29 protein-coding genes and 1 other RNA gene are annotated in these 25,846 nt (G+C 61.6%); 17 read left to right on the top strand and 13 right to left on the bottom strand.

Translation table 11 applies throughout. The annotated features are described in order from the left end of the window. Nucleotides 1–183: 183 nt before the first annotated feature. The 4 genes from GIW02_RS10950 to GIW02_RS10935 all read left to right on the top strand — a co-directional run bounded on the left by GIW02_RS10950 (nt 184) and on the right by GIW02_RS10935 (nt 4,703). Nucleotides 184–831 (top strand): DUF1120 domain-containing protein, encoded by a 648-nt coding sequence (locus GIW02_RS10950; protein WP_236410722.1) that lies wholly within the window; start codon nt 184–186, stop codon nt 829–831. 138 nt (nt 832–969) lie between these two features. Continuing rightward, complete coding sequence (locus tag GIW02_RS10945; protein WP_456361611.1) at nt 970–1,653, top strand: fimbria/pilus chaperone family protein; 684 nt, start codon at nt 970–972, stop codon at nt 1,651–1,653. Between the two features lie 7 nt (nt 1,654–1,660). Beyond that, entirely contained in the window at nt 1,661–4,162 is a 2,502-nt protein-coding gene (locus GIW02_RS10940) for a fimbria/pilus outer membrane usher protein (protein WP_236410724.1), read from the top strand. Further along, complete coding sequence (locus tag GIW02_RS10935; protein ID WP_236410725.1) at nt 4,152–4,703, top strand: DUF1120 domain-containing protein; 552 nt, start codon at nt 4,152–4,154, stop codon at nt 4,701–4,703. The genes GIW02_RS10940 and GIW02_RS10935 overlap by 11 nt, the downstream gene beginning before the upstream one ends. On the opposite strand, the gene GIW02_RS10930 is transcribed toward GIW02_RS10935, so the two are convergent. The 4 genes from GIW02_RS10930 to GIW02_RS10915 are packed head-to-tail and all read right to left on the bottom strand — an operon-like array spanning nt 4,675 to nt 7,517. Next, nucleotides 4,675–5,412 carry an amino acid ABC transporter ATP-binding protein gene (locus GIW02_RS10930; protein WP_236410726.1) on the bottom strand — a complete coding sequence of 246 codons (738 nt, stop codon included), beginning with the start codon at nt 5,410–5,412 and terminating at the stop codon, nt 4,675–4,677. The genes GIW02_RS10935 and GIW02_RS10930 overlap by 29 nt on opposite strands. Continuing rightward, nucleotides 5,399–6,049 (bottom strand): amino acid ABC transporter permease, encoded by a 651-nt coding sequence (locus GIW02_RS10925; protein WP_236410727.1) that lies wholly within the window; start codon nt 6,047–6,049, stop codon nt 5,399–5,401. The genes GIW02_RS10930 and GIW02_RS10925 overlap by 14 nt, the downstream gene beginning before the upstream one ends. Then, nucleotides 6,046–6,714, bottom strand: a complete 669-nt coding sequence (locus GIW02_RS10920) for an amino acid ABC transporter permease (RefSeq protein WP_017736949.1) — start codon at nt 6,712–6,714, stop codon at nt 6,046–6,048. Before GIW02_RS10920 ends, GIW02_RS10925 begins: the two co-directional genes overlap by 4 nt. A gap of 17 nt (nt 6,715–6,731) precedes the next feature. After that, a complete protein-coding gene (locus tag GIW02_RS10915; RefSeq protein ID WP_236410728.1) occupies nt 6,732–7,517 on the bottom strand; it encodes a transporter substrate-binding domain-containing protein in 786 nt (261 codons plus the stop codon). A gap of 255 nt (nt 7,518–7,772) precedes the next feature. On the opposite strand from GIW02_RS10915, the gene GIW02_RS10910 reads away from it, so the two are divergent. The 5 genes from GIW02_RS10910 to GIW02_RS10890 all read left to right on the top strand — a co-directional run bounded on the left by GIW02_RS10910 (nt 7,773) and on the right by GIW02_RS10890 (nt 13,005). Further along, nucleotides 7,773–8,468, top strand: a complete 696-nt coding sequence (locus GIW02_RS10910) for an FCD domain-containing protein (protein ID WP_236410729.1) — start codon at nt 7,773–7,775, stop codon at nt 8,466–8,468. A gap of 121 nt (nt 8,469–8,589) precedes the next feature. Then, nucleotides 8,590–8,919, top strand: coding sequence for a thioredoxin TrxA (gene trxA / locus GIW02_RS10905; RefSeq protein WP_236410730.1), 330 nt, complete (start codon nt 8,590–8,592; stop codon nt 8,917–8,919). Between the two features lie 234 nt (nt 8,920–9,153). Continuing rightward, the gene (rho, locus tag GIW02_RS10900) at nt 9,154–10,413 is read left to right on the top strand and encodes a transcription termination factor Rho (protein WP_003176825.1); all 1,260 of its coding nucleotides are present in this window, start codon (nt 9,154–9,156) and stop codon (nt 10,411–10,413) included. A 157-nt stretch (nt 10,414–10,570) separates the two neighbouring features. Further along, entirely contained in the window at nt 10,571–12,037 is a 1,467-nt protein-coding gene (gene ubiD / locus GIW02_RS10895; RefSeq protein WP_116626930.1) for a 4-hydroxy-3-polyprenylbenzoate decarboxylase, read from the top strand. Next, entirely contained in the window at nt 12,037–13,005 is a 969-nt protein-coding gene (locus GIW02_RS10890; protein ID WP_236410731.1) for a CDP-6-deoxy-delta-3,4-glucoseen reductase, read from the top strand. Before ubiD ends, GIW02_RS10890 begins: the two co-directional genes overlap by 1 nt. Nucleotides 13,006–13,147: 142 nt before the next feature. On the opposite strand, the gene GIW02_RS10885 is transcribed toward GIW02_RS10890, so the two are convergent. Further along, entirely contained in the window at nt 13,148–13,624 is a 477-nt protein-coding gene (locus tag GIW02_RS10885; protein WP_236410732.1) for a sn-glycerol-3-phosphate transporter, read from the bottom strand. 273 nt (nt 13,625–13,897) lie between these two features. Between GIW02_RS10885 and GIW02_RS10880 the strand changes: the two genes are divergently transcribed. Then, nucleotides 13,898–14,551 (top strand): gamma-glutamylcyclotransferase, encoded by a 654-nt coding sequence (locus tag GIW02_RS10880; RefSeq protein ID WP_236410733.1) that lies wholly within the window; start codon nt 13,898–13,900, stop codon nt 14,549–14,551. Here the strand turns inward: GIW02_RS10880 and glpT are convergent. Both glpT and GIW02_RS10870 read right to left on the bottom strand, forming a co-directional pair. Beyond that, nucleotides 14,548–15,885, bottom strand: coding sequence for a glycerol-3-phosphate transporter (glpT, locus tag GIW02_RS10875; protein WP_015886453.1), 1,338 nt, complete (start codon nt 15,883–15,885; stop codon nt 14,548–14,550). The two genes, GIW02_RS10880 and glpT, sit on opposite strands and share 4 nt — an antisense overlap. Nucleotides 15,886–16,177: 292 nt before the next feature. Next, complete coding sequence (locus GIW02_RS10870) at nt 16,178–17,155, bottom strand: NADPH:quinone oxidoreductase family protein (RefSeq protein ID WP_236410734.1); 978 nt, start codon at nt 17,153–17,155, stop codon at nt 16,178–16,180. A 150-nt stretch (nt 17,156–17,305) separates the two neighbouring features. On the opposite strand from GIW02_RS10870, the gene GIW02_RS10865 reads away from it, so the two are divergent. Further along, nucleotides 17,306–17,713, top strand: coding sequence for a flagellar basal body-associated protein FliL (locus GIW02_RS10865; RefSeq protein ID WP_236410735.1), 408 nt, complete (start codon nt 17,306–17,308; stop codon nt 17,711–17,713). Here the strand turns inward: GIW02_RS10865 and GIW02_RS10860 are convergent. Next, nucleotides 17,703–19,709, bottom strand: coding sequence for an acyltransferase family protein (locus GIW02_RS10860; protein ID WP_236410736.1), 2,007 nt, complete (start codon nt 19,707–19,709; stop codon nt 17,703–17,705). The two genes, GIW02_RS10865 and GIW02_RS10860, sit on opposite strands and share 11 nt — an antisense overlap. Nucleotides 19,710–19,737: 28 nt before the next feature. On the opposite strand from GIW02_RS10860, the gene GIW02_RS10855 reads away from it, so the two are divergent. Continuing rightward, nucleotides 19,738–19,905: a hypothetical protein gene (locus GIW02_RS10855; protein ID WP_236410737.1), complete on the top strand. Its 168-nt coding sequence runs from the start codon at nt 19,738–19,740 to the stop codon at nt 19,903–19,905. A gap of 13 nt (nt 19,906–19,918) precedes the next feature. On the opposite strand, the gene GIW02_RS10850 is transcribed toward GIW02_RS10855, so the two are convergent. After that, a complete protein-coding gene (locus GIW02_RS10850; protein WP_236410738.1) occupies nt 19,919–20,368 on the bottom strand; it encodes an EVE domain-containing protein in 450 nt (149 codons plus the stop codon). A 194-nt stretch (nt 20,369–20,562) separates the two neighbouring features. On the opposite strand from GIW02_RS10850, the gene GIW02_RS10845 reads away from it, so the two are divergent. Then, a complete protein-coding gene (locus GIW02_RS10845) occupies nt 20,563–20,712 on the top strand; it encodes a hypothetical protein (protein WP_092355790.1) in 150 nt (49 codons plus the stop codon). 7 nt (nt 20,713–20,719) lie between these two features. On the opposite strand, the gene GIW02_RS10840 is transcribed toward GIW02_RS10845, so the two are convergent. The 4 genes from GIW02_RS10840 to GIW02_RS10825 form a co-directional block, all read right to left on the bottom strand. Then, nucleotides 20,720–21,349, bottom strand: coding sequence for a 5-formyltetrahydrofolate cyclo-ligase (locus GIW02_RS10840; RefSeq protein WP_236410761.1), 630 nt, complete (start codon nt 21,347–21,349; stop codon nt 20,720–20,722). A gap of 58 nt (nt 21,350–21,407) precedes the next feature. Beyond that, nucleotides 21,408–21,586, bottom strand: a non-coding RNA gene (ssrS, locus tag GIW02_RS10835) — 6S RNA. A 30-nt stretch (nt 21,587–21,616) separates the two neighbouring features. After that, on the bottom strand, nt 21,617–21,934 hold the full coding sequence (locus GIW02_RS10830) for a cell division protein ZapA (protein WP_159937738.1): 318 nt from the start codon (nt 21,932–21,934) through the stop codon (nt 21,617–21,619). Further along, nucleotides 21,931–22,140, bottom strand: coding sequence for a TIGR02449 family protein (locus GIW02_RS10825; RefSeq protein ID WP_007982902.1), 210 nt, complete (start codon nt 22,138–22,140; stop codon nt 21,931–21,933). The genes GIW02_RS10830 and GIW02_RS10825 overlap by 4 nt, the downstream gene beginning before the upstream one ends. Before the next feature lie 138 nt (nt 22,141–22,278). Between GIW02_RS10825 and GIW02_RS10820 the strand changes: the two genes are divergently transcribed. From GIW02_RS10820 to GIW02_RS10805, 4 genes are read left to right on the top strand one after another with little or no spacing between them, the layout of a single operon-like run. After that, nucleotides 22,279–22,836: a YecA/YgfB family protein gene (locus GIW02_RS10820; RefSeq protein WP_236410739.1), complete on the top strand. Its 558-nt coding sequence runs from the start codon at nt 22,279–22,281 to the stop codon at nt 22,834–22,836. A gap of 20 nt (nt 22,837–22,856) precedes the next feature. Then, entirely contained in the window at nt 22,857–24,179 is a 1,323-nt protein-coding gene (gene pepP, locus GIW02_RS10815) for a Xaa-Pro aminopeptidase (protein ID WP_236410740.1), read from the top strand. Beyond that, nucleotides 24,176–25,363 carry a 2-octaprenyl-6-methoxyphenyl hydroxylase gene (ubiH, locus tag GIW02_RS10810; RefSeq protein ID WP_236410741.1) on the top strand — a complete coding sequence of 396 codons (1,188 nt, stop codon included), beginning with the start codon at nt 24,176–24,178 and terminating at the stop codon, nt 25,361–25,363. Before pepP ends, ubiH begins: the two co-directional genes overlap by 4 nt. Next, on the top strand, nt 25,356–25,841 hold the full coding sequence (locus tag GIW02_RS10805) for a DUF4442 domain-containing protein (protein ID WP_236410742.1): 486 nt from the start codon (nt 25,356–25,358) through the stop codon (nt 25,839–25,841). The genes ubiH and GIW02_RS10805 overlap by 8 nt, the downstream gene beginning before the upstream one ends. Nucleotides 25,842–25,846: the final 5 nt, after the last annotated feature.

The following is a 25,846-nucleotide window of genomic DNA, read 5'->3' as shown; positions in this document are numbered from 1 at the left end:
CACAACTAATAACGGCTTGTCTGATTCTTTAGTGAGGAGCAGACACGCAGACTGGCACCCGGCAATTTTGCCTGGGTGTTATTTATTTACCGTTATGTCTGTTCAGGACAGTAAAGAGTAGGGCGATGGAGTCGCCGAGACGGGAATTAAGAGCGCCTGATAACTTACAGTGACAGGACAAACATGAAAAAAATTGTTGGCTTGACTCTCGCTATCGCATGCCTGGCTACGGCCCTTACTGCCCAGGCAACCACCAGCGCGCAATTGGTGGTCAGGGGCACTATTATGCCGGCGGCTTGTAACCTCAGCCTGGCCGGCAGCGGCATTATCGATTACGGCACGATCCGCTCCGGCGAGTTATCCCAGACGGCCTACAACCCGCGCGAAGAGCGAACCACTTCCCTGGTGGTCAATTGCGGCGCCACGCCCACCCGGTTCGGGCTGACCTTTACCGATCTGCAAGCGGGCAGCAAGGTGACAGGCATCCTGGGTGCGGGCGTTACCGAAGCACAGAATTACGGTTTGGGTGCTGTAGGCGCTCGGCGAACCGGTGGTTATTCGATCACCCTGAGGGATCTGCGCTCTTCCAGCGTGGCGCTCGCTCCCATCGTACGTACTGGCACCGGTGCGTGGCAGCCCAGCGATGGCCGAGTCGCGCAATCACCCAACCAGTACTCGGTGCGCAACAGCGCAGCCGCTACGCCAGCGGCGATCAATCAGTTGACCGGCACCCTTGCGGTGAGGGCTGTCATCAACAGAGCCCAGGACCTGGACCTGAGCCGCGATGTCTCCCTTGATGGGCGCGCCACGCTGGTATTGAGTTACATCTAAACAACGAAAAACAGCCAGTCAGAAAGTTAATGCTTTCTTATTGGCTGTTCTTCTGTGGGCGCTTGACTGCCAACAGTCAACTTTGTCGGTTGCGGGGAATATTGAGTGCGTGGCTTTCCAAGAGTAGTCAGTGCGTTAGTGTGGTGTGCAAGTTTTTGTATGTTGTTCAGTGAAGTTGCTGTGGCAGACGGCATGCAACCGGAAACCACCGTGGTGGTGCTCTATGAAGAAGAGGGCGAAGCCACGATAAATATAAAGAATACCGATGCGGGGCCTGCGCTGCTGCATTCGGTTGTGGAACACGTACCCGAAGACCTGGAGCCGCTACTGATTGTCACACCGCCCATCACGCGTGTGGAGGCGGGCGACACGCAATTGGTGCGTTTCATCAGCACCTTGAAGGCGCCGCTCAAGACTCAACGGCTCAAGCGCGTATCCTTTGAAGGTATTCCCCAGGCCCGCACGGCGAGCGGTGCGACCATTGGGATCACCCTTCGCCAGAATTTGCCGCTGATCCTGCATCCACGCGGCTTGCCTCGGCACCACACCCCCTGGGAACTGTTGAAGTGGATGCGGGCTGCGCAGCATCTCTCCGTGCACAACGACAGCGCCTATGTCGTGCGTCTGGCGCCAGAGGTGCGGTTACTGCCGCAAGGCCTCGTGGCGACGTTGCCGCGTAGCTACATCTTGCCGGGCGAGGTGTTGACGGTGAAGGTCGACAGCCCGCTGGGTGGTGCTGTCGAGGTTGAGATTGAACCGGCGACGGTCTATGGGTTTTCGGTAGACAGCTACCGCGCGCCGATCCATGCCGATGCGGGGTGATCGGCTCATGACACACCCGTCGAATGCAGGCATTGCCGCGTCTTTGCGGCTGTGCAGGCCCACGCTGATCGTTGGGTTCGCGACGCTCTGGAGTTTGCCCGGCCTTGCCTCTGCACTGGAGCTTGGGGAGGGGTTCGACCTCGCGGCACTGACTACCCACGGCATTGACCCCAAGGTGTCTGACTATTTTCGCAGCGCTGCGCGTTTTCGTGAGGGTGCGCAGGTGGTGGGGCTGCGGGTCAATGGCAACCCGCTTGGGCTGGTGGATGCACGGTTCGACCAGCAGGGGCGGTTGTGTTTCACCCCGGGGCTGCTGGACAAAGCCGGTTTGGTGAAGCCCAGCGCGATCATTCACGAAGCGGCTGCGCCGGACCAGGCTTGCCATGACTTCCTGGGCGCATTCCCTACGACCCTGGTGCGGCTGCGGCCCGGCACGGATGAAGTCGCGCTGGTGGTGCCGACCCAGTCCTTGCGCGAGCCCCAGTGGGACGCCGGCGAGTTTTCCAGGGGCGGCGCGGCGGCGCTGTTCAACTATGACGTGCTGGGTTTCGACAGCCGCTCGCGCAGTGGGCCCAGCCGGTTTGTGTCGGCTTACACCGAGGCCGGCTTCAACCTTGAGGACTGGATTGTGCGCAGCCGCCAGTTCTATGTGTCCGACAACGGCAAGGCGCGTACCGAGCACCTGTACGCTTATGCCCAGCGGGATATTGCCGCGCTGCAATCGACTTTCCAGGTCGGCCAGCTGTCCAGCAACAATCCGTTGTTTGGCGGCGTCCAGTTGTCCGGCGTGCAATTTTCACCCGATGGCCAATCACGTGCGCCTGCGAGCAGCAACCATGCCGTCGTCGAGGGGCTTGCCCAGAGTCAGTCGCGGGTCGAGGTGCGCCAGTCCGGGGTTCTGATCCATAGCACATTGGTGCCCGAAGGGGCTTTTCGACTGACCGGTTTGCCATTGCTTAATGGCACCAGTGACCTTGAAGTCAGCGTGATTGATGCACGCGGCGCCAGGCGCAGTTTTGTGGTGCCTGCGGCGTCTTTCGCCGGGGCTGTGCCGACGGCGCCAGGTTATTATTTTTCGCTCGGAACGCTGCGTGAAAAAGCCGGCGAAGAGGTGCCGTCAGCAGTGGTTGCCATGGGCAGCGGCACCTGGGGGCTGGGACGCGATTCGTCTGCCGGCTTCGGGGTGTTGAGCACCGATGATTACTGGTCGGCCGGCGGCACCCTGAGCAGCGTGTTTTTCCAGCGGGTTTCCCTGGGCGCACGGCATAACCTGTCTCGGGACAGCAAGAACGCGCTGTCCGGCGCGCGCAGCAGCGTATCCGCCAGCAGCCCGGTGTACGCCAACATCGACGTCAACCTCAGCGCAACCGCCCAGACGCGGGGGTATCGCGAAGTCGCTGAGGCGGGCCGGTCCTTGAGGGCCGATGAATTGGATTCGCGCTTCAAGCACCAGTACACGGCAGGGTTGAGTTGGGCCGATCCCTCGCTGGGGGTATTCGCCGTAGGCTATAGCCGCAGTTCGCAATTTGACCGCCAAGTGGCCGAACATGTGTTTGTCTCGTGGAACCATTCCTTCAGGCGCGCCGATGTTGCGTTGATCGCAGATTCGCAAGTGGGCGGCGCGCGCCCTGCGCGTGACGCCAACCCTGGCGGCAAGCGGCGCGACAGGGCCGTGGACAATGACCTGTCGGTGCGGCTGCAGGTCAGCGTGCCGCTGGGCGGGGATCGACGTGTGACCAGCTACACCAGCCGCCGAGGGGATCAGCTCACGGCGGGTACAGCGCTCAGCGAACGGGTCAACGACTCTGTGAGTTACGAGGTGGGCGCCGAGCGTGATCTCAGGGCCCGCGAGCAATCCGTTCGCGCACAGGTGGACCTGCTGCCGCGCTATACACGGGTCGGCCTGGGCGTCAGCCGCGACCCTCTGGGCAACAGCTATACCGGGCAGTTGCAGGGCGGGGTGGTGGCTCACGCAGGTGGGCTGACGTTCTCGCCTTATACCGTGCAGGACACGTTCGGCATCGTCTCGGTGGGGGACATTGGCTCGGCCAAAGTCGAGACGCCGCAAGGCCCGGTATGGACCGACTTCAGCGGGCAGGCGGTGATCGCAGGCTTGCCGGCCTATACCAACAGTCGGGTCGAGGTGCACACCCACTCCTTGCCCAGGCGCGTTGACCTGAAAAACGGCACCCAGGTGCTCGCTGCGGGGCGTGGCTCGTTCAATACGGTGGGTTTCGATGTGGTGAAGGTACGCCGCGTGTTGCTCAGCGCCCTTGATCAGCAGGGCCGGCCATTGCCTCAGGGCGCCGCCGTGTTCGGCAAGGGCGACCGTTTCCTGACCAGCGTGGTGGGTGAGGGCATGATTTTCCTGAACGACGTCGATGAGTCGCAAGACCTGCGGGTTTCCTTGCCCAATTCTTCTAGCTGCCAGTTGCGCGTTGATCTGCAGGCCAAGCCCGGGAATGACACGTTCTACGAAACCACATCGGCGGTGTGCCATGGTCTTTAAGCTTAAACTGCTGCCCTGGCTACTGCTGAGCACGGCGCTGGCAGCACCGGGTGTGCGCGCCGAAAACTGCCGGCTGTGGTTGAGCCAGTCGCGTATCGACTACGGTGGTATTCGCCGCGAGGTGTTTGTTGAGCGTGCCGCCGTGACACTGGGCACGCGCTCGTTGAACCTGAACGTTGTGTGCACAGCGCCTACCGTCATGGCGCTGCGCTTCAACGGGGTTGCGGCCGATGCGCAGGGGTTTCGGTTTGGTCACCTGGGGCGTTTTCGTCTGAGCCTCAAGCATGCCCAGGTGGACGGGCGTGCGGTGGAGGGGACGGCTGCGCACCTCTCCGGCGAGCCTGTCGGCGGGCAATTGCTGCCCGGACAGGCATGGGTGGCGTGGGCGGCTGGCGTAGCGGTGGTCGGTCGACGAATGACGGCCCTCGTCGATATCGACACCGACCTGCCCTCTGCCGCCTTGGACGTGCGCGGCGAGACGCGTTTGGAGGGGCAGGGCAGTTTCGAGCTGGTCAGCCCGGTTGTTCCACCGAGCCAATGAAGTTGGCGAACTCGGGCGTTCTGGGGTTGGCGAACAGCACCTTGGGGTCGCCCACTTCATGCACCTTGCCCTGGTGCATGAACACCAGCTTGTCGCCCACTTCGCGGGCAAAGCGCATTTCGTGGGTCACCATGATCAGGGTCATGCCGTCCTTGGCCAGTTGGCGCACCACGCTGAGCACTTCGTTGACCAGTTCCGGGTCCAGGGCCGAGGTGATTTCATCGCACAGCAACACCTTGGGCGACATGGCCAGGGCGCGGGCAATGGCGACCCGCTGTTGCTGGCCGCCGGACAGGCGATCGGGAAAGGCATCGAACTTCTCGCCCAGCCCGACGCGCTCCAGCATCTGCCTGGCCAGCTGGGCGGCCTTGGCCTTGGGCACTTTCTGCACCACTTGCGGGGCGAGCATCACGTTTTCGCCCACGGTCAGGTGCGGGAACAGGTTGAACTGCTGGAACACCATGCCGACTTTCTGCCGCAGGCTGCGCAGGTCGGCGCGAGCGGCGTCGAGGTATTCGCCATCGACTTCGATCACGCCGTCGTTGATGGATTCCAGGCCATTGAGGGTCCGCAGCAAGGTGGATTTGCCCGAGCCGCTGCGGCCTACGATCGCCACCACCTGGCCTTCTTCAACCGTCAGGTCGATGCCTTTGAGTACGTGGTGATCGCCGTAATACTTATGCAGGGCGGAAATTCTAAGCAGAGGCATGCAGTCTCCTTTCCAGGTAGCGCGCACTGAGGGACAAGGGGTAGCAGAGCAGGAAGTAACCGAGGGCCACCAGGCCGTAGACCATGAAAGGTTCGAAGGTCGCGTTGGCGAGCATGCCGCCGGTCTTGGTCAGTTCGGTGAAGCCGATGATCGAGGTCACGGCGGTGCCTTTGACCACCTGCACCGAGAAGCCCACGGTGGGCGCGACGGCAATGCGCAGCGCCTGGGGCAGGATCACGTAGCGCAGTTGCTCAAGCGGGTTAAGCGCCAGGCTGGCCGAGGCTTCCCATTGCCCGTGGGCGATGGAGTCGACGCAGCCGCGCCAGATTTCGGCGAGGTAGGCGCTGGTAAACAGGGTTAATGCAATTGCTGCCGCCAGCCAGGGGGAAATATCCACCCCCAGCAGGGCGACGCCGAAAAACACCAGGAACAGCTGCATCAACAGCGGCGTGCCCTGGAACAGTTCGATATAGGTGCGAGCCACATTGCGTGGGAAGGCCTTGCGGCTGATACGCAGGGTCATCACCAGCAGGCCGATCAGGCCGCCGCCGATAAAGGCTACGAGCGACAGCAGCAGGGTCCATTGCAGGCCAGTCAGCAGGTTGCGCACGATGTCCCAGAACGAAAAATCACTCATCGGCTGTTCCTCATCACAAACCGGCGGCCAATCCAGTTGAGCAACTGGCGAATCATCAGCGCCATGCACAGGTACACCAGGGTGGTCAGGGCATAGGTTTCAAATGCGCGGAAATTGCGCGACTGGATAAAGTTGGCGGCAAAGCTCAGCTCTTCGGTAGCGATCTGTGAACACACCGCCGAGCCGAGCATCACGATGATGATCTGGCTGCTCAGCGCCGGCCACACCTTGCCCAGCGCTGGCAGCAGCACCACGTGGCGGAACGCCTCGAAGCGTGTCATCGCCAGCGCGGCTGCCGCTTCCAGTTGCCCGCGGGGGATGGCCTGGATGCCGGCACGGATGATCTCGGTGGAATAGGCCCCCAGGTTGATCACCATGGCCAGCACGGCGGCTTGCCACTCGGTGATCTTCAGCCCCAAGGACGGCAGGCCGAAGAAGATGAAGAACAACTGCACCAGGAACGGCGTATTACGGATCAACTCGACGTACACCCCGAAGAACCAGGCAAACGGCTGGATCTTCCACGCCCGCACCACGGCGCCGACGGTGCCCAGGGCCACCCCGAGGATGGCGCCGATGGCCGTCAGCTCAAGGGTGAACAGCGCGCCGCGCAACAGCAGGTCGGTATTGGCCAGCACCGGCACAAAGTCAAATTGATACGCCATGAGTCAGCTCCGTTGCATCAAAGATCGGCAGGCAGCGGCTCTTTCAGCCATTGCAGTGCGTTCTTTTCCAGGCTGCCGTCGGCCTTGGCTGCGACCAGGATCTGGTTGACCTTCTCCAGCAACGCCGGCTCGTTCTTGTTCACGCCCACGTACACCGGCGAGTCCTTGAGCTTCACTTTCAAGGCGGGCACGCGTTTCGGGTTGCGCTCGCTGATCGCTACCATCACCACGTTGCCGCTGGCGATCAGGTCGACCTGGCCGGCGAGGTAAGCCGCGATGGTCGAGTTGTTGTCCTCGAAACGCTTGATGGTCGCTTCCTTGGGGGCCACGGCGGTCAGCTCGATGTCTTCGATAGCGCCACGGGTCACGCTGATGGTCTTGCCCTTGAGGTCGTCGAGGCTGCCGATCGCGGCTTCAGGCGGGCCGAACACGGCCAGGTAGAACGGTGCGTAGGCCTTGGAGAAGTCGATGACCTTCTCGCGCTCGGGGTTCTTGCCCAGGCTGGAAATCACCAGGTCGACTTTGCCGGTGGTGAGGAACGGGATGCGGTTGGTGCTGTTGACCGGGGTCAGCTCCAGCTTGACCTTGAGCTGGTCGGCCAGCAGCTTCGCGGTGTCGATGTCCAGGCCGCGCGGTTTCATGTCGGGGCCGACCGAGCCAAACGGCGGGAAGTCTTGGGGCACCGCGACCTTCAGGGTGCCGCGGGCAACGATGTCATCCAGACCATTGGCCTGGGCGGGTGCCTGGCTCAGCATCAGGCTGGCGAACAAGGCAGTAAGCAGGGCGCTGTAGCGTTTGGTCATGGCAACTCTCCGAGAAGGGCGAAGGAATTTTCTGAGTTTGCTCAGTGCACAGCCCATGCCATCACCGCGTTAATGGCCTGGAGTGCAGGCGTTTGTTGAGCTGCAGTGGTCTTACTGGTCTGAACAGTGCGCGAATTTTTCGCACCCTTTTCGAGCGTCGGCAAAACCGTGCGAGCCCCTTTGGGGCGTGGCTTGCCGCCAGCTGCGAATAGCTTTACAACTAGCTGCACAGTTGTCTGGAACCTTGAGTTTTCTATGAATTCCATCGCCCAAGCCGTACCGGAAGCGGCCCTGCAGGCCATCCGCAAACTGATCAAGGAACAGGGCTTCGCCGCCGGTGATGCGCTGCCGTCCCAGCGCGACCTGGCGGTGCAGTTGGGCGTGAGCCGCGCGTCGTTGCGCGAGGCGTTGTCGTCTCTGAGTGCCTTGGGCGTGGTCAGCGTGCAGCCGGGCAAGGGCGTGTTCGTCCAGGCGGCAGAAGAAGCGCCAGGGTTTGCCTGGCCTTTTGCGGCGCAGGCCACGCCGCTGGATATTTTTCAGTTGCGCTACGCCCTGGAGGGGTTCGCGGCGGGTCTGGCGGCGGTGACCTTGAGCATCGATGAGCTGGACCGCCTGGAAGACAACGTGGAAGCCATGCGCAAGGTGCTCAAGGCCGGCGACTTCGAAGCGGCAGCGCGGCTGGACTTCGAGTTCCACCAACGCATCCTGCTGGCCAGTGGTAACCAGGCGATGGTGAGCATTCTGAGTGCCAGCGCGGAGGTGTTCTTGGAGAGCCAGAAACTACCGTTCATCCGGCCGGAGAGGGCCATGGAAACCTGGCAGGAACACCGCAAGATCCTGCGCGCCCTGGCCCGGCGTGCCAGCGCGGCGGCGCAGAAAACCATGCAGGAGCACGTACGCAATGCGGCGTTGCGCACCGGCATTGCCTTCGTCACGCCTGTGACGCCTTGAGAGGGTCTATACCCAAACTCATGCACCGCCATAGCAAGACTCAATCAGAGGCGGCTTCCTGAACAGGGGAAGGGCGGCTATGATGGGCCACGTTTTTTTTGCTTACAATCCGGAGACATCCATGAGCAACGATCTTATCAAGCACGTCACCGACGCGAACTTTGAGGAACAAGTACTCAAGGCTCAAGGCCCGGTGCTGGTTGACTACTGGGCTGAATGGTGTGGCCCTTGCAAAATGATCGCCCCTGTTCTGGACGACATTGCAACCACCTACGAAGGCAAGCTGACCGTTGCCAAGCTGAACATCGACGAAAACCAGGAAACCCCGGCCAAGCATGGCGTGCGTGGTATTCCTACGCTGATGCTGTTCAAGAACGGCAACGTAGAAGCCACTAAAGTGGGCGCGCTGTCGAAGTCCCAGCTGCAAGCTTTCCTCGACGCGAACATCTAAGCGTCGTCAAAAAAGCCCCGCAAATTGCGGGGCTTTTTCGTGAAACAGGGCTAGACGCTCCGAAATTCAGGTGGTACATTCGGCCCCGCACTGGTTTCTCCACTGCCCCCTGCAAGCCGTCGCCGACGCACTCCTTTTCGATTAGTACGCGATCCTGTCGCCTTCTCTGCGGCGCGGCCTCATTAAGCCAAAAGCTTAATTTCCCCCCTCCATAAATGATTACGTCATTCCTATATGAATCTGACTGAACTCAAGCAAAAGCCGATTACCGACCTGCTCCAATTGGCCGAAGAGATGGGCATAGAAAATATGGCCCGTTCGCGCAAGCAGGACGTGATTTTCTCCCTGCTCAAAAAGCACGCGAAAAGCGGCGAGGAAATCTCCGGTGATGGCGTGCTGGAGATTCTCCAGGACGGCTTCGGCTTCCTCCGCTCTGCAGACGCCTCCTATCTTGCCGGCCCAGACGATATCTACGTCTCGCCGAGCCAGATCCGTCGCTTCAACTTGCGCACCGGTGACACCATCGTTGGCAAGATCCGCCCTCCCAAGGAAGGCGAGCGTTATTTCGCCCTGCTCAAGGTCGACACGATCAACTTCGATCGTCCCGAGAACGCGAAAAACAAGATTCTCTTCGAGAACCTGACGCCGCTGTTCCCGACCGTGCGCATGAAGATGGAAGCCGGTAACGGTTCCACCGAAGACTTGACCGGCCGTGTCATCGACCTGTGCGCCCCGATCGGCAAGGGCCAGCGTGGCCTGATCGTCGCACCGCCGAAAGCCGGTAAGACCATCATGCTGCAGAACATTGCAGCGAACATCGCACGTAACAATCCTGAAGTTCACCTGATCGTGCTGTTGATCGATGAGCGTCCGGAAGAAGTAACCGAAATGCAGCGCACCGTGCGCGGCGAAGTGGTTGCCTCCACGTTCGATGAGCCGCCAACCCGCCACGTGCAGGTTGCCGAAATGGTGATCGAGAAGGCCAAGCGCCTGGTCGAACACAAGAAAGACGTGGTGATCCTGCTCGACTCCATCACTCGTCTGGCCCGTGCCTACAACACCGTGATCCCTAGCTCCGGCAAGGTGTTGACCGGTGGTGTCGATGCCCACGCCCTGGAGAAACCCAAGCGTTTCTTCGGCGCCGCGCGGAACATCGAAGAAGGCGGCTCGCTGACCATCATCGCCACCGCGCTGGTTGAAACCGGCTCGAAGATGGATGAAGTGATCTACGAAGAGTTCAAGGGTACCGGCAACATGGAACTGCCTTTGGACCGTCGCATCGCGGAAAAACGCGTCTTCCCGGCCATCAACATCAACCGCTCCGGCACCCGCCGTGAAGAGTTGCTGACGGCCGACGACGAACTGCAGCGCATGTGGATTCTGCGCAAGCTGCTGCACCCGATGGACGAAGTCGCTGCCATCGAGTTCCTGATCGACAAGCTGAAAACCACCAAGACCAACGACGAGTTCTTCTTGTCGATGAAGCGTAAGTAATACGACGTTTCTGGTCCGAAAGAATGGCGCCCCGTGGGGCGCCATTTTTTTGCCTGGGATTTTTAACGACGCCTGGCCGTCAATTGCGCCGTGATAAGGCTGCCAGCCGCGTTCAGAGCAGGTAGGATGTACGCCTATTTTACGGGTGGCATGGTTAATGAAATTCAAGGATCTTAGGGATTTCGTGCAGCAACTTGAGCAGCGCGGAGAGTTGAAACGTATCCAGATGCCGATTTCACCGGTGCTGGAAATGACTGAGATTTGTGACCGTACCCTGCGCAACAAGGGCCCGGCGCTGCTGTTCGAGAAGCCGACCGGCTTTGACATCCCGGTGCTCGGCAACCTGTTCGGTACCCCTGAGCGCGTTGCCTTTGGCATGGGCGCCGAGTCGGTCAGCGAGCTGCGCGAGATCGGTAAGCTGCTGGCTTTCCTCAAGGAACCCGAGCCACCCAAGGGCCTCAAGGATGCCTGGTCGAAGCTGCCGATCTTCCGCAAGATCATTGCCATGGCGCCCAAAGTGGTCAAGGACGCGGTGTGCCAGGAGGTCGTCATCGAAGGCGATGACGTCGACCTGGCGATGCTCCCGGTGCAGACCTGCTGGCCCGGCGACGTCGGCCCGCTGATCACCTGGGGCCTGACCGTCACCAAAGGCCCGAACAAGGACCGCCAGAACCTCGGCATCTATCGCCAGCAAGTGATCGGCCGCAACAAGGTGATCATGCGTTGGCTGAGCCACCGCGGCGGCGCCCTGGACTTCCGTGAGTGGTGCGAAAAACACCCTGGCCAGCCGTTCCCGGTTTCCGTGGCCCTGGGCGCTGACCCGGCGACCATCCTCGGCGCCGTTACCCCCGTGCCGGACAGCCTGTCCGAATACGCCTTCGCCGGCCTGTTGCGGGGCAATCGCACCGAGCTGGTGAAGTGCCGTGGCAACGACCTGCAAGTGCCGGCCACCGCTGAGATCATCCTCGAAGGCGTGATTCATCCCGGCGAGATGGCCGATGAAGGCCCGTACGGCGACCACACCGGCTACTACAACGAAGTCGACAGCTTCCCGGTGTTCACCGTTGAGCGCATCACCCATCGGATCAAACCGATCTACCACAGCACCTACACCGGCCGTCCACCCGATGAACCGGCGATTCTCGGCGTGGCACTCAACGAAGTGTTCGTGCCGATCCTGCAGAAGCAATTCCCGGAAATCACCGACTTCTACCTGCCGCCGGAAGGTTGCTCGTACCGCATGGCCATTGTGACCATGAAGAAGTCGTACCCGGGCCATGCCAAGCGGGTCATGCTGGGTGTGTGGTCGTTTTTGCGACAGTTCATGTACACCAAGTTCGTTATCGTCACCGACGACGACATCAACGCCCGGGACTGGAACGACGTGATCTGGGCCATCACCACGCGCATGGACCCCAAGCGCGACACGGTGATGATCGATAACACGCCGATCGACTACCTCGACTTCGCCTCGCCGGTGTCGGGTTTGGGCTCGAAGATGGGCCTGGATGCCACCCACAAATGGCCGGGTGAAACCACTCGCGAGTGGGGTAGGGTGATCGTCAAGGATGAAGCCGTGACGGCACGTGTCGATGCGATCTGGAAAGAATTGGGAATAGATTGATGCGTGTAACCCTGCAACCTTCCGGCGCCATATTGGAGCTGGTGCCCGGCGAGCGAATCCTCGAAGGCGCGCGCCGCCTGGGCTACGAGTGCCCTCAAGCGTGCCGCAATGGCGTGTGCCATGTGTGCGCGGCATTGCTGGTGGAGGGCCGGGTGCAGCAGGCCGGTGAGGTGCGCGACCACGGTGAGTTCTACACCTGCATCGCCGAACCGCTGGAAGATTGCATTGTGTTGTGGGATGGCGTGTTGGCGCCGGGAGAGTTGCCGTTGCGCAAGTTGTCATGCCAATTGAGTGAATGTGTGGAAGTGGGCGGCGATGTGTGGCGCGTGCGCCTGCGCGCCCCGGCCGGCAAGGCGGTGCGTTACCACGCAGGCCAGTACCTGATGATCGAGCGGGAGAACGGCGAGAAATCCGCGTTTTCCCTGGCCTCGGCGCCGCACGCCGGGCGCGAGCTGGAGCTGCATGTGCTGGCTCGCGAGGACAGCGCTCGCAGCCTGCTTGAGCAACTGCAACGCAACCAGATGGCGCGTGTGGAGCTGCCGTTCGGTGACACCCACCTGGCCGAACTGCCGGACGGCCCGCTGGTGTTGATCGCCGCCGGCACTGGCATGGCACAGATGCACAGTTTGATCGAACACTGCCGCGCGTCCGGTTTCAAACACCCGGTGCACCTGTACTGGGGCGTGCGTCGCCCGGAAGATTTCTACGAGATCGAGCACTGGGACCAATGGCTGCAGCTGCCTAATCTGTTCCTGCACAAGGTGGTCAGCGACCTGTGCGGTTGGGAAGGGCGGTGCGGCTTGCTGCATGAAGCGGTGTGCGAAGACATTGCCGACCTCAAAGCCGTGCACGTCTACGCCAGCGGCTCACCGGCGATGATCTACGGCACCCTCGACGCTCTGGTCGACGCAGGCATGGATGCACACCAGATGCGCGCCGACGTATTCGCTTACGCGCCACGCCCTTGACTGGACCACACCCATCCCGGGTGTACGCCCATCAAAATGTGGGAGCGAGCTTGCTCGCGAAGGCGGTGTGACAGTCGACCTATTTGCAAACTGACCCTGCGCATTCGCGAGCAAGACCGCTCCTACATTGGGCCGTGCCCGCTCAGAATCGCAATCCGCTCGTCACCATCGCCGCATTGAACCCCAGCAACACCAATTCCGTTGCCACCGGCCCGTAATGGGTGCCCACAGACGGAATGATCACCGGCGCCACGCCGAAGCGGTTCAGGGGTATCTTGTCGCGGTACTTGCCGCGATAGCCCTGGATAGCCCCGCCTGTCAGCTTGAGATACACCGGATAGCCCGGCATGTCATAGCGTTTGCCCGCGTAGGCGTAATACGAACGCTGCCTGAACGAGTTGCGAAACGTCGCTGCGCCATACACGAGCCCTGATGCTTCGTTGCGCTCCAGGTTGATCAGGTCCTGATGGTTGTTGTGCTGTGGGTCGGGTGAAAAGTGCCGGGTGTAAAGGCTGGTTTGCGCGTACCAGAAGCCCTTGTCGTCTTGGGTGGCAGCCTCCGTGGCCAAGGCGGTGGCGCCTTGCGTCAACAGCAGCGTGCCGAAAAACAGGTGTTTCATGGTTCGACCTCGCTAGTCGTTTGAATGGGCGGCTAAGGGGGGTCGCTAGTCGTCTACAGTGTGACGGTAAAGGGTCTGCGCGGCCTGAACCTGCGCTGAAAGCATCGTCGCCTATGCTTATGTGATTAAGGTATTACTTATGTGGGCCGAATCTCATTAGGCTATATGGACGTGGACAGGGGCATTTTTCGCCGTACGGTTAGAGCGGCACCGTTTTATTGCGGTAAAGTTGCTCGCAACTGGTAACACACAGGAGGCGCACCGCTTTTTGCCATGACCGCCATTGAATCCGATCTTCTGCAACTCGCTTACCCTCCGCAGCTCGATCTTGGGCCGCAACTCACTCACGAACAATTGATGAGCTCGATGCAGGCCACCATGAGCCGGCACAAGGGTGGGCCGGTCTGGCTATTTGCGTACGGTTCGTTGATCTGGCGCCCGGAATGCTCGTCCACCGAGCGCGTGCGGGCACGGGTGCACGGCTATCACCGTGGCCTGTACCTGTGGTCCCACGAGCATCGGGGTACGCCGGAACTGCCGGGGCTGGTGTTCGGTCTGGACCGTGGCGGCTCCTGCAGCGGGTTCGCCTACCGCTTGCCGGAGGATCAGCTGGAAGCCTCGCTCTACGCCTTGTGGCAGCGCGAGATGCCTTACCCCTCGTACCGGCCGCACTGGCTCAGCTGTCGTCTGGAAGACGGCAGTCAGGTGCAGGCGCTGGGGTTTGTATTGGAGCGGCACTTGCCCAGTTACGCCGGTAATTTGCCCGACGTTATCCTGAACCACGTGCTGCAAAGCGCTTGCGGGCGTTACGGCACGACTCGCGATTATGTCGAGCAGACCGTCAACGCCCTGCGTAGCCACGCCATGCCAGATAAGAATCTGGAGGCGCGGCTCAAGCGTTGTGCACAGGATTGCTCTGGCGGTTAACGCGCCGAGCTGACGCTGTTGGTGTGCCACAGCGTTGGGATCAGGAACGCGATCGCCAACACACAGGCGCCGATCAGCAGTACGAAGCCGCCATCCCAACCGAAATGGTCGACGGTGTAGCCCATGGCTGCACTCGCGGCCACCGAGCCGCCCAGGTAACCGAACAGGCCGGTGAAGCCCGCTGCGGTGCCCGCGGCTTTCTTGGGCGCCAGCTCCAACGCCTGCAGGCCGATCAGCATCACCGGGCCGTAGATCAGGAAGCCGATGGAGACCAGCGCGATCATGTCGACCATCGGGTTGCCCGGCGGGTTGAGCCAGTAAACCAGGGTGGCCACGGTCACCAGCGCCATGAACACAATGCCGGTCAGGCCACGGTTGCCACGGAAGATCTTGTCCGACATCCAGCCGCACAGCAGCGTGCCCGGAATACCCGCCCACTCGTAGAAGAAATACGCCCAGGACGACTTGTCGACCGTGAAGTGCTTGGCTTCCTTGAGGTAGGTCGGTGCCCAGTCCAGCACGCCGTAGCGCAGCAGGTAGACGAACACGTTGGCGAAGGCGATGTACCACAGCATTTTGTTGCGCAGCACGTATTTGACGAAGATTTCCTTGGCGCTGAATTCGTCTTCGTGGCTGGCGTCGTAGCCTTCCGGGTAGTCGTTCTTGTACTTTTCAATCGGCGGCAGGCCTACCGATTGCGGGGTGTCGCGCATGGTGATGAAGGCAAATGCCGCCACGGCCAACGCCACGGTCGCAGGCACGTAGAACGCAGCATGCCAGTCGTTGAACCACGCCATGCCGAGCAGGAACAGCGGCCCGATCAAGCCGCCGCCGACGTTGTGCGCCACGTTCCATACCGACACCACGCCGCCGCGTTCTTTCTGCGACCACCAGTGCACCATGGTCCGCCCACTTGGCGGCCAGCCCATGCCCTGGGCCCAGCCGTTGATGAACAGCAAGATGAACATCATGGTCACGCTGGACGTTGCCCAAGGTGCGAAACCGAAAATGAACATCACCCCCGCCGACACCAGCAGGCCGAAGGGCAGGAAGTAACGTGGGTTGGAGCGGTCGGACACCAGGCCCATGAGGAACTTGGACAGGCCGTAGGCAATCGCGATCGCCGACATCGCCAGGCCCAGCTCACCACGGGTGTAGCCCTCGTCGATCAGGTAGGGCATGGCCAGGGAGAAGTTTTTGCGCAGCAGGTAGTAACCGGCGTAACCGAAGAAAATGCCCGCGAAGATCTGCCAGCGCAGACGTCGGTAGGTACTGTCGATTTTTTCTTCAGGCAGGGGCGCCTGGTGCGCGGCAGGACGAAAGAAAGCAAACATTCAAGAGCTCCAGATTTCTTGTTTTGACTGCGGATGCGAATGTTACAGTTTCGTTACCGAAAATAGCATCGCCTCTTGGTGGCAAACACAGGAAATGAGAGCAATTGCATGTTCTCTTATGAACATGTCGCTAATAGATAACTAGTCGTCGTTACTGGATTTTTTGAAGTATGAAGATCAAATGTGGGAGGGGGCTTGCCCCCGATGGCGGTGATTCAGTCAGCAGATGTACCAACTGATCCAGTGCAATCGGGAGCAAGCCCCCTCCCACATTGACTGCATTTCAAGGCTGTCAGCGAGTCTGGACTACGACCTTGCCCACGGCCTTGCGCTGCCCCAGATCATTGATCGCCTGGGCAGCTTGTTCGAGCGGATACAGCTGCGACACCAACGGCTTGAGCTTGCCCTCGGCATACCAGGTGAACAATTGCTGGAAGTTCGCCGCGTTGTCCTGCGGTTGGCGTTGGGCGAACGCCCCCCAGAACACCCCGACCACCGCCGCGCCCTTGAGCAGCGCCAGGTTCACCGGCAGCTCCGGGATGCGCCCGCTGGCAAAGCCCACGACCAACAGGCGGCCATTCCAGGCGATGGCGCGAATGGCCTGGTCAAACAGGTCGCCGCCCACCGGGTCGTAGATCACATCGGCACCGTTGCCGTCGGTGAGGCGCTTGATCTCATCCTTGAGGCTGGTTTCGCTGTAGTTGATCAGCTCATCGGCGCCGGCAGCCTTGGCCACGGCGAGTTTGTCGGCGCTGCTGGCTGCAGCGATCACGCGGGCGCCCATGGCCTTGCCGATTTCCACGGCGGCCAGGCCTACACCGCCGGAAGCGCCGAGCACCAACAGGGTTTCGCCGGGCTGCAGGTGGGCGCGCTGCTTGAGCGCGTGCATCGAGGTGCCGTAGGTCATGCTGAAGGCGGCGGCGATGTTGAAGTCCATGCTCGGCGGGATCGGCAGCACGTTGTAGCCCGGCACCGCGACCTGTTCGGCAAAGCTGCCCCAACCGGTGAGCGCCATGACCCGGTCACCGACTTTCAGGTGGCTGACCTTTTCCCCCACTTCGCTGACCACGCCCGCCGCTTCGCCACCCGGCGAGAACGGAAAGGGCGGCTTGAACTGGTACTTGCCCTCGATGATCAGGGTGTCCGGGAAGTTGACCCCGGCAGCATGCACGTCCAGCAGGATTTCGTTCTTCTTGATCGCCGGGCTGGCGATTTCTTCCAGCACCAGGGTTTCGGCGGGGCCGAAGGCTTTGCACAGCACAGCTTTCATCGGACTATTCCTTTTGGCGTCGTGGCCGATAAGTGTAGGAGGGTAAGCCCGTGGGTCAACGAGCATGCCCGGGCCTGATAAGTCGCCATAAGCTTGTGCTTAGCCTTGCTAGCGTTATGCTACCCGGCAACCGAATGTGAGGAATGAACTGTGAAAGCGTGGATCCTGTTGATGCTGGCCCTGACCTTGCCGATGGCAGCCCAGGCCGAAGAGGCCAAAGAAGGCGAGGCGCCCAAGGTCAGCTATATCAGCCTGAGCCCGCCCTTTGTGGGCAACTATGGCCTGGATGGCACGGCGAAACTCAAGGTGTTTAAAGCCGATATCGCCCTGCGCGTGACCGGCACCGAAGCGGCCGCGGCGGTAAAGGCCAACGACGCCTTGATTCGTAACCAGTTGGTGGCGCTGTTCACGCAGCAGACCAACGAAACCATGAGCACCGTCGACGGCAAGGAAAAGCTGCGTCAGGAAGCCCTCAAGCAAACCCAGCAAGTGATGAACGACGAAACGGGCAAGCCGGTGGTGGAAGACCTGTTGTTCAACAACCTGATCATTCAGTAAGCGGCGCCGTCGCTCTCCAGATTCGCAGCAAGGTCGCCGTGAAGTCTGGCTCCAGCACGCGGTTGCCGTGGCCGCTGAGGTGGTTGGAGTCAAAATACAGTGGCTTGGCGTTCTGGTCATAGGCCGAGCAAGTCGCGCCGGGGCACAGCAGCGGTAACGGGTCCCAGACCTGCAACGCCGGATACTCGGCGCTCAGTTGTTGCAGCAAGTGTATTTGCGGCGCACGCAGCCGTTCAAGCTGGTCGCGCTGCATGCTCAGGCCCGGCGCACAGACCGGGTTCATGCGGTTGAACCCATCCGAGCAACGGTTGGGTGCAGCCTTGAACAGCGGTTTGGGCGCGTCGATCAGCACGGTCAGGCGCGCCGCCTGCAATCGGCTTAAAAGCGCCTGGGCGTCGATGCGCGCCGCGTCGATAGCCGTGGGGGTCAGTTCGCTCAGTGCCTCATCGACCATCGCCTGTTCACCCTGCTTCCATTCGCGCCCCGCAAGCTCCGGCATGCGCAAGGACGCCAGGAACACGATGTCCCCTGGTCTGGCACGCGCCTCGATCTCCTCAAGCTGGGCTTCGCGGGCCACGGCACAGTTTGCCGGGTCGGGGCCTATCAGGCTCAGCACGCTGCAACCGCCGCGCTCATAGTCCTGCACCTTGATGCCAAGTTTCAGCGAAACCAGGTTCAACAAGGTGCGATAAGCCGCTGTGTGCGAGTCGCCTATGACAAACAACTGGCGGCCAGCCAGGGCCGGGTCGTCGAGCGTCTCGAACGCTTCCTGGGGATAATGTTTGTAGGCGTACCAGGTGTAGGTGTCGCGGGTCTGGCTGATGGACAGGCGTGTGGGGTCGCTGGATACCCATACTGCGCCGCGCCAGAGCAGGCCTGTCACCAGCACGGTAATGGCCAGCGTCAGCCATGCGCTGCGCTGGATAGCCGACCTGCCGCTGCGCACGGGTGTTTCTATCCAGTGGTAGGACGCTGCGGCGAGCGCCAGCACCAGGCACGGATACAGCAGCTGTACCGCCAGCAACTCCAGCCCGGTGGTCCAGCGCAGCAACACCAGTACCGGCCAGTGCCACAGGTACAGCGAATAGGACAGCCGCCCGGTGTAGGTGAGCAATGGCGTTTGCAGCAGACGCTGCAAGGGGCCGGGTGGGCTGTCGCCGCGCTGCACGATCCCCGCGATCATCAGCAGCGAACCTGCCACCGTCACCAACGCCCAAGGGAACGGAAACTGGCGCGGATCGGCAACCAGCAAGCCCGTCATCACCAGCACAAGACCACCGGCCAGCAACCACGGTGCGAGGCGCCGTGCCGGGCCGCGTGTGAACATGAGCTGAAACAATATCGCGCCGGCGGCCAGCTCCCAGAACCGCCCCGGTAACAGGTAAAACGCCGACAGCGGTTGGGCGCTCACCTGATAAGCGGCCACCAGCAGCGAGGCAAGGGCCGCCAGTGGCAGCAACGCGCGGGCGTAAACAGCGCGGTGCCCAGCGCGCAGCCAAATAAAGAACAGGACCGGGAAGACTATGTAGAACTGTTCTTCAACGCCCAGCGACCAGGTATGCAGGTAAGGATTGAGTTCGGCGCTCGGCGAAAAGTAGGTGTCGGTGTTCCAGGCCAGCACGAAATTGCTCAGGCCGAAAAAGGCCGCCAGACCGGTGCTGTTGAACAGGTCGCTGAGCCAGAAAGGCGGCATCAGCATCGCCGACAGCACGCTGCTGACGCTCAGCACCACGAGCAGGGCGGGCATGATGCGCAACAGGCGGCGCCTGTAGAAGTCCGCCAGGTAGCGGCCCAGGGTCAACTCGCGACGTACCCACAGCGACTGGCTGATCACATACCCGGAAATCACGAAAAACATGTCCACGCCGGTAAAGCCGCCCGGCAGCCAGTCGACGAAATCCAGGTGGAAGAGGATCACGCTGAGCACGGCGATCGCACGCAAGCCGTCGATGGCGGGCGTGTAGGCGTGCTTGCAAGGGGGAGCGCTGCCGGACACGCGGCCTTCCTGTTCAGTGGGCGGGGCAGTGATTCTGCCCCAACCCGACGCGTGCGACGACTGGCCGTTCGGACAGGTATGCGTGCGCGTATTTCCCGCTCAGGACGCCAGGCTTTTACGCAACCTGGCCAGCGCCATCGCAAAGAACAACAGCCCGATTACCGTCAGCGCGAGCATGCCCGGCACACCCCGCTGACTCTCGCATCGCTTTAGCGCAGCGCGAGTACCGCCGACCATTGCTCGGCCGTAACCGGCATCACAGAGAGGCGGCTACCCTTTTGCACCAGGGGCAGTTCGGCCAGCGCCGTCTGCTGCTTGAGGTAACCCAGGCCCAGCACCTTGGGGAACGTTTCCACGTGGGCCACGTTGATTGCGCTCCACGGGTTTTTCTCCGGGCTGGCCTTGGCGTCGAAATAGTGGCTGTCCGGCTCCAGGGCGGTGGGGTCCGGGTAGGCTGCCTCGACGATCTTGCCGATGCCGGCAATACCCGGCTCGGGGCAACTGGAGTGGTAAAAGAAAAACGAATCACCCACCGCCATGGTGCGCAGGAAGTTACGCGCCTGATAGTTGCGTACGCCGTCCCAGCGCGCTTCGCCGAGCTTTTCCAGACCCTTGATGGAGAGTTCGTCGGGCTCGGATTTCATTAGCCAGTAGGCCATTTTTGGGCTCCTGAAAAAGGCAGTGGGCAAGTTGTCGGGCAATTTTATGACAAACCGACAGTCGGTTGGCGTCAAGGTTTGCGTGTTGGTTCACGTTAACGCAGAATGCCGGGATTTTAAGCTTGACACCGCTGCAACGGGCTACTGTGGACCGTTGTAATCACAGTGTGCGAGGTGCCTGAGGGGGGCAATGGATGCAACGTAAGCCGGATTTACTATGGATTTTGGTGATTTTGTTTGGTCTGGGTGTCGTGACCACCGGGTATGCGCAAAGCCTGTGGTCGAACAAGACAGATGCCCCTGTTGAATTGACTCAGCAGCAACCGCAACCGTTCAAGCGTTAACCCTTCTTCAAGGCGCCGCTGATTCCAGTGGCGTCTCTGCGATATACCATTGCTTATCGGTGACAGTGCCCGCCAGCGGCACGTCCCAGCTCGCCTGCACCAGCCGCTCGACTTTCTGGCATTCATGGGCCAGGCCCAACAAGGTTGGCTTGCGCCAGCTCTGGCGACGGGCCAGGTAAGCGAGGCTGCGGTCATAGAAGCCGCCGCCCATGCCCAGGCGCCCCCCCGTGTCATCGAACCCCACCAACGGCAGCAACACTAGGTCCAATGCCCACACCTTGCGTTGCCGGCTGATATTCACCCGGGGCTCAAGAATGCGAAACCGGTTGGGCAGCAGCTTTTCCCCAGGCCGTACGCGCTGGAACACCATCTTGGTCCTGGGCCAGGCGCTGAGCACCGGCAGGTAGGTGGCCTTGCCCCGGCGCTGCGCAGCACGCAGCAGCAGGCGCGGATCGATTTCACCGTCCGTCGGTAGATACAAAGAGATATGTTTGGCCCGGCGAAACAGCGGGTGCTGTGCCAGTTGCCGATACAGGCCCTGGGCGGCCTGGCGCTGCTCGCTCGGCGTGAGGGCGCGGCGGGCGTTGCGCAACATGCGTCGAAGTTGCGGACGGGAAAGCGGCGCAGGTTCGGTCATGGTTTTTCGGCTCATAAAACAATGCCAGTCCGAGGACTGGCATTGAGTTTGGGAATTCAGGCTCCCCGACAGAACCGCTGTCGACTAAGCCCTTGAACCCGAAAGTTCAAGGTGGAAGAAGCAGTAGGCTTTAAGGCTTTCCGTCTAGCGGACATGCACACCAGCCCAACGTGCAACTTCCAGGGTAGTGCGAATCGGCTCCGGGACATCGCCGACTGGCAAGCACGCCAGGGAGTGGGGCGAGTATACCTTAAACCGTCGCGGCAATCAGCCCTTGGGTGTGTCTGAATCGCTGGAAAGGACCAGATCCACACGTTCCAGCAGGTCGCGCACCTGCTCACGGGTCGAGCCGCTGGCCTGCACGTCAGGGCGTTCCTGCTTATGCAGCAGGTCGTGGGTAATATTCAGCGCGGCCATCACGGCGATGCGGTCGGCGCCGATCACTTTGCCGCTGCTGCGGATTTCACGCATCTTGCCATCCAGGTAGCGGGCGGCGCTCACCAGGTTGTTGCGCTCTTCCTGGGGGCAGATGATCGAATACTCTTTGTCGAGGATCTGCACGGTGACGCTATTGCTTGAACTCATGAGTCTTGCTCCAGGGCCTTCAGGCGCGAAATCATCGATTCGACCTTACGCCGGGCGATTTCGTTTTTTTCAATGAGGTGAGCGCGTTCCTCGCGCCAGGTCTTTTCCTGAGCTAATAGGAGTCCGTTTTGACTTTTAAGTTGCTCGACCCGGGTAATTAGCAATTCGAGTCTGGCCATCAGCGCTTGCAGGTCGGTGTCTTCCATTGGGTTCCACTGGATTTGTCTGATGAATGGCAACTGCAGGATAAACGATCTGACGCCCTCGATAGTCTTGGTACGTCTGCCGGTGCTAGGATACAGCGCTCCATTCTAGACATTGCGCCGTCTGGCGCCTAGCTCACCATGCCCATTCAGAACTCCCCGTACGACGCTTTTTCCAAACTGCTGAGCACCAGCGGTCACCCATGCTCGCCTGCCGAACTGCACGGCGTGTTGCTGGGCCGCAGCTGCACCGGCGTAGGCTTCGATGCCGACAACTGGCTGGCCGATGTGGCCGAGTTGTTGGAGAAAGAGCCAGAAGATAACGTGCGCAATGCGCTGATCGGCCTGCAGGAAATGGTCAAGGGCGAACTGACCGGTGATGACGTCACCGTGGTCCTGCTGCTGCCGACCGACGACGCACCGCTCGCCGAGCGCGCCGCCGCCCTGGGCCAATGGTGCCAGGGTTTCCTGCACGGCTTCGGCGTGAATGCCGGCGGCCTGGACCTGAGCACCGACGCTCAGGAAGTGCTGCAGGACCTCGCGGCGATCTCCCAGGTACAAGATGCCCTGGAAGAGTCCGAAGACGGCGAAAGCGATTACATGGAAGTCATGGAATACCTGCGCGTCGCGCCGCTGCTGCTGTTCACCGAAACCAAGAAGTCCGCTGAGCCTGCTACGCCCAAGCCGTCGCTGCACTAAGCAAGGAAACCCGTCTGCCCATGATCCATATCCCCAAAGCGGAATACACCCGGCGTCGCAAGGCGCTCATGGCGCAGATGGAACCCAATAGCATCGCGATCCTGCCGGCCGCCGCCGTGGCCATCCGCAATCGCGATGTCGAGCACGTGTACCGCCAGGACAGCGACTTCCAGTACCTCAGCGGTTTCCCCGAGCCGCAAGCGGTGATCGTGCTGATGCCCGGTCGCCTGCACGGCGAGTACGTGCTGTTCTGTCGCGAACGCAATGCCGAGCGCGAGCTGTGGGACGGCCTGCGCGCCGGCACCGAAGGCGCGATCCGTGACTTCGGCGCCGACGACGCCTTCCCCATCACTGATATCGACGACATCCTGCCCGGCCTGATCGAAGGCCGCGACCGGGTGTATTCAGCCATGGGCAGCAATGCCGAGTTCGACCGGCATGTGATGGAGTGGATCAACGTGATCCGCTCTAAAGCGCACCTCGGCGCCCAGCCGCCGAACGAATTTGTTGCCCTGGATCATCTGCTTCACGACATGCGCCTGTATAAATCGGCGGCAGAAGTGAAGGTGATGCGCGAGGCTGCGCGGATTTCCTGCGCCGCCCACGTCAAGGCGATGCAGGCCAGCCGCGCCGGCTTGCATGAATTCAGCCTGGAAGCCGAGCTGGATTACGAATTCCGCAAGGGCGGCGCGAAAATGCCGGCCTACGGCTCCATCGTCGCTGCCGGGCGCAACAGCTGCATCCTGCATTACCAGCAGAATGACGCGGTGCTCAAGGACGGCGACCTGGTGCTGATCGACGCCGGTTGCGAGATCGACTGCTACGCCAGCGACATCACGCGCACCTGGCCGGTCAACGGCAAGTTTTCGCCGGAACAGAAGGCGATCTACGACATCGTGCTGGCTTCCCAGGAAGCCGCGTTTGCCGAGATCGCGCCGAACAAACATTGGAACCAGGCCCATGAGGCGACGGTGCGCGTCATCACCGCCGGGCTGGTCAAGTTGGGGCTGCTGCAAGGTGACGTGGACGAGTTGATCGCCAGCGAAGCCTACAAACCGTTCTACATGCACCGCGCCGGCCACTGGCTGGGCATGGATGTGCATGATGTGGGCGAGTACAAGGTGGGCGGTGAGTGGCGTGTGCTGGAAGTCGGCATGGCGTTGACCGTGGAGCCGGGGATCTACATTTCGCCGGACAACCAGAGCGTGGCGAAGAAATGGCGTGGCATTGGCGTGCGCATCGAGGACGACGTGGTGGTGACCAAGCAAGGCTGTGAAATTCTGACCGGCGGCGTGCCCAAGACCGTCGCCGAGATTGAAGCGCTGATGGCGGCTGCCCGATGAGCCGGGTCAACCTGGCGATTATCGGCGGCGGCCTGGTGGGCGCCAGCCTGGCGTTGGCGTTGCAGGCCGGGGCCAAGGCGCGTGGCTGGAAAATCGTGCTGATCGAACCCTTCGCGCCGGGTGACAGTTACCAGCCGAGCTACGATGCGCGTTCCTCGGCGCTGTCGTTTGGCGCGCGGCAGATCTACCAGCGCCTGGGCATCTGGCAGGCCATCTCGCGCCGCGCCGAACCGATCAAGCAGATTCATGTGTCGGACCGTGGGCGCTTCTCTACCGCGCGCCTGTCCGCCCTGGAAGAAGGCGTACCGGCCCTCGGCTACGTGGTGGAAAACGCCTGGCTCGGCCAATGCCTGTGGCAGGGCCTGGACAAGGACGTGGTGAGCTGGCGCTGCCCGGCGGAAGTCACGCGTATGGAGCCACTGCCCGACGGCTATCGTCTGACCCTCAACGATGAAACCGTGCTGGAGTGCGACCTCGCGGTGCTGGCGGATGGCGGCCGTTCCGGTTTGCGTGAGCAGTTGGGCATCGGCGTAAAAGCCCGCCCGTACAACCAGAGCGCGCTGATCGCCAACATCACCCCGAGCGAAGCCCACAACGGCGAAGCCTTTGAGCGGTTCACCGATGACGGCCCGATGGCCCTGCTGCCGCTGCCGGACAACCGTTGCGCGCTGGTCTGGACCCGTATCGGCATGGACGCCCAGCGTCTGGCCAACCTCGACGAGCGCAGTTTCCTCAGTGAATTGCAGGGCGTGTTCGGCTACCGCCTGGGCACCCTAAAGCAAGTGGGCGCGCGCCACCTGTACCCGTTGACCCTGGTGGAAGCCGAAGAGCAAGTGCGTTCGCACCTGGCCATCCTCGGCAATGCCGCCCATAGCCTGCACCCGATTGCCGGGCAGGGGTTCAACCTGTCCCTGCGCGATGCGCATGCCTTGGCCGAGGCCTTGCTGGCCGGGCCGGCAGTGCCGGGCGACCTGGCGACCTTGCAGGCGTATCGCGAGCGCCAGCGCATGGATCAAAAGTTGACCGTGGGCTTCTCCGACCAGGTCACGCGGCTTTTCGGCAGTGCCCAACCGCTTGTGGCGCTGGGCCGCAACATGGGCCTGCTGGGCCTGGACCTGCTGCCGCCGGCCAAGCGCTGGTTCGCTCGTCAGGCGATGGGCCTGGGTACGCGCCCCGATGCGTAAGTGGCTGATCGAGCGTGTGGGCAAGGCGCGGCTGCTGCGCTGGGTGATGACCCTGTACCCGCCGTACCTGGGCGCCGGCGTCAGCGTGCAGCACATGAGCGCCGATTTTCGGCACGTCAAAGTGCGCATGGGCCTGGGCTGGTACAACCGCAATTACGTCGGCACGCAGTTTGGCGGCAGCCTGTATTCGATGGTCGACCCGTTCTACATGCTGATGCTGATGGAGAACCTGGGCCGCGACTACATCGTCTGGGACAAGGCTGCGAGCATCGACTTCGTGTCGCCGGGCAAAGGCCCGGTGTACGCCGAATTTTCCATCGACGAAGCCTTGCTGGAGGAGGTTCGTCGGCAGACCGAGGGTGGCGAGAAATACTTGCCCCACCTCAAGGTGCAGATACATGACGGCTCCGGCACCCTGGTGGCGCGAGTCGACAAAACCCTTTACGTGCGGCGCAAGCCGCCAGCAAAGCAGGCTTAAAGCAT

Origin of the sequence: Pseudomonas syringae, from assembly GCF_021606685.1 — a bacterium.
In the GTDB taxonomy this organism is placed as follows: Bacteria; Pseudomonadota; Gammaproteobacteria; order Pseudomonadales; family Pseudomonadaceae; genus Aquipseudomonas; species Aquipseudomonas syringae_R.
The sequence above is the reverse complement of the archived record's forward strand: the minus strand, read 5'-3'. Positions and strand labels throughout refer to the sequence as shown.